Annotated in this window: 4 protein-coding genes; 2 read left to right on the top strand and 2 right to left on the bottom strand. The window is 75.2% G+C overall.

What is annotated here, in order from left to right:
• Positions 1-119 precede the first annotated feature (119 nt).
• A complete protein-coding gene (locus tag ABZ885_RS39040) occupies positions 120-785 on the top strand; it encodes an OsmC family protein (RefSeq protein ID WP_360199637.1) in 666 nt (221 codons plus the stop codon).
• Positions 749-1,207, top strand: a complete 459-nt coding sequence (locus ABZ885_RS39045; RefSeq protein ID WP_360199639.1) for a CBS domain-containing protein — start codon at positions 749-751, stop codon at positions 1,205-1,207. The genes ABZ885_RS39040 and ABZ885_RS39045 overlap by 37 nt, the downstream gene beginning before the upstream one ends.
• Before the next feature lie 51 nt (positions 1,208-1,258).
• Here the strand turns inward: ABZ885_RS39045 and ABZ885_RS39050 are convergent, their stop codons facing one another.
• Both ABZ885_RS39050 and ABZ885_RS39055 read right to left on the bottom strand, forming a co-directional pair.
• Positions 1,259-1,933, bottom strand: coding sequence for a pyridoxamine 5'-phosphate oxidase family protein (locus tag ABZ885_RS39050; protein ID WP_360199641.1), 675 nt, complete (start codon positions 1,931-1,933; stop codon positions 1,259-1,261).
• Between the two features lie 283 nt (positions 1,934-2,216).
• The gene (locus ABZ885_RS39055; protein ID WP_360199643.1) at positions 2,217-2,591 is read right to left on the bottom strand and encodes a universal stress protein; all 375 of its coding nucleotides are present in this window, start codon (positions 2,589-2,591) and stop codon (positions 2,217-2,219) included.
• Positions 2,592-2,699: the final 108 nt, after the last annotated feature.

A 2,699-nucleotide genomic window follows, 5' to 3' on the forward strand; every position in this document is an offset into this window, starting at 1 on the left:
CCGGCCGATGGGACCCTTCGGCGGGCCCAACGGCCCTGCTGCCCGGCCCCGGTCAGCGGTCCGATGGGGGCAGAGGCCCGGTCCGTCGCGCCGGGCCCCGAGCACCCGGAGGCCTGACCGTGCTGACCGACGACTCCCTCACCGCCACCCGACAGCTGATGCACACCGCCGACGGGCGGTCCGTCGCCGTGTCCCGCTCCACCCCGGAGGCCCTGCCGGACACCACCGGCCACGTGGTCCTCGACACCGTGTGCGAGCCGGAGGACACCGCCGCCGTCCGGACCACGCTCACCCCGGCCGAGGCCCGGGTGCTGGCCGGGATACTCCTTCGCCAGGCCGCCGCCGTCGAACGCCCGCGCGCCCTGGAGCCCGGGCGGGTCGAAGTCGATCCGGTCGGTGGCGACCTGTACGCCATCGATGTACGGTCCCACGTCCTGGCGGTCGACCAGCCCGCCGGGGACGGCGGCGGCGACGCCGCGCCGACCCCCGTCGAACTGTGCGCGTCCGCTCTGGCGTCCTGTGCCGCCCACTACGCCGGCCGGTACCTCGACCGGCACGGCCTCAGCCGCGACGGCCTCCGGGTGACCGCCGACTACACCATGGCCCGCGACCGCGCGGCCCGGATCGCTTCCGTGTCCGTCGACGTCACCGTCCCCGGTCTTCCCCTGGAGCGGGAATCCGCCCTGCTCGCGGTCGTCCGCCACTGCACGGTGAAGAACACGCTCGACGACCCGCCCGAGGTGAGGACGTGCCTCAACGGCTCCGCGAGGGCCGGCACGTCATGAAGGCCGGGGACCTGATGACCGCACCGCCCGTCACCGTCGCCCTCACCGCGACGGTGCTCGAAGCGGCCCGGCGGATGGAGCAGGAGTCGGTCGGCTGCGTCCTCGTGACCGCGGACGGCCGGCTGCACGGCATCGTCACCGACCGCGACCTGACGCTCCGCGGGCTCGCCCGCGGGCGGGACCCGGCGCAGCCGGTCGCCGACCTCATGACCGCGCCGGTGACCACCGTGGACGCCGGTGACGACCTCGACACCGCCTACCGCACCTTCCGCAGCACCGGAGTCCGGCGCCTCCCCGTACTCGACGGCGGCCGCCCGGTCGGCGTGCTCACCGTCGACGACCTCCTGCGTGACGTCGTCCAGCGGCTCTTCGACCTGCTCATCCCGGTCTCCCGCAGCGCCTTGCGCGAGGCCGGTCCCTGACCACGCCCCCGGGGACGACGGGCGGGCGGCCGCCCCGTACCTGTCCGGCCGTCACCCGGTGCCGATCCGGCGGCCGGTGATCCTTTCCACCCCGACCCGCACCCACAGTGGACGGGAGCCGCCGGCCCACGGGGTGGCACCGGGCAGCGCGGAGAGCCGCTGTTCCTCGTCGGGGTCGTCGACGTGGTGGGCCTCGCCGACGATGAGGACGCTCCAGCCGTGGCTCCGGTGCTCGTCGATGTGGTCGATCTGGAACGAGACCGGCGATCCGTCGGCAGGGGCCGCAGCACCCCGGGGGGACGTCCGGTAGACGATCGTTCCCCCGTCCACGGCGTAGTTGACCGGGAAGACGGCCGGTCCGGGCTCGACGGGCAGGGCGATCCGGCCGATGCCGTGCGTGCCGATCAGATCCCAGCACTCGGGCGCGCTGAGGTGGGCCAGCAGCGGGCGCGGGCCGGGCGCCGACTGGCCCGGCGGAGCGTCCGTGCGGCCTTGCAGCAGCTCCGTCCAGGTCATCCGGAGCGCCGCCGCGATCCTGACGAATCCGGGCGGGTCGAACTCCGGGCCGACTGCCAGCAGATGCCGCAGGTAGGCCGGCGCCATGGCCGCCTCGTGGGCGAGCATGTGCTCGCTCAGGCCGATTTGGTCGCGGCGCTCGATGACCCGGCGGGCGATCTCGCCAGGGGCGGCCGGTGGATTCGCGTCCGGATCGGGACGGTCGGTCATGGCGGTGGCTCCTCGCCTCGGCGGTGTCCACGGGTGGCGTCCGGACGAGCGCGACCACGCGTCCTGTGTGCCGGTCGCTCCCCGGATCCCTGGATGGCGGAACCGACCGGTGGCGCCGGTTCCGGTTCCCCACCCAGATTCCGCCGGAACGGCGACCTTCGCCACGGAGCGCCCGGGCGACACCGAAGCGCACCACCGCCCCTGTGCGGCTGGAACCGGGAGCCGCGGTTGGGCCGTCCGGTGCAGTCCACGGCGGTCGGCCTTGCCCTCCCCCACCGCCGGATCAGCCGTGCGGAACGACCGCCACCGGGCACGGCGCACGACCGATCACCGCGTGGGCGACCGGCCCGAGCCCCCGGCCGGTCCGGCCGACGACGAGCAGGCCGGCGGACCGGGCCGCGTTCAGCAGCGCGTCCGCGGCACCGGATCGCCGGATGTCCTTGATCATCTTCACGTCGGTCCGCCGGCGGTGTAGTGCCTCGTCCAGCCCCCGCAGCTCACGGACCGCGAACTCCGCCCGCTCCACATCGGGCAGCTCCCACCACCGCCTCGGCGGCGTCCAGGCGTGGACGACCCGGAGTGCCGCGTGCCTGGTCCGCGCCGCGCGCAGCGCGAAGTCGAGCACCGGGTCGGCCAGGTCATCCGCGTCGACGCCCACGACCACCTCCCCCCGCGCTCCGGCCTCTGCCGCACCGGCACGCACCAGGACGACCGGGCACGACGCGTGACCCGCCACTGACCGGCCCACCGAGCCCAGCGGCAGACC

Origin of the sequence: Kitasatospora sp. NPDC047058 (assembly GCF_040643935.1) — a bacterium.
Taxonomy (GTDB): domain Bacteria; phylum Actinomycetota; class Actinomycetes; order Streptomycetales; family Streptomycetaceae; genus Kitasatospora.

Coding starts and splice junctions, on each gene's coding strand:
- ABZ885_RS39050 (WP_360199641.1), bottom strand. CDS start 1,933: ATGACCGACCGTCCCGATCCGGACGCGAATCCACCGGCCGCCCCTGGC.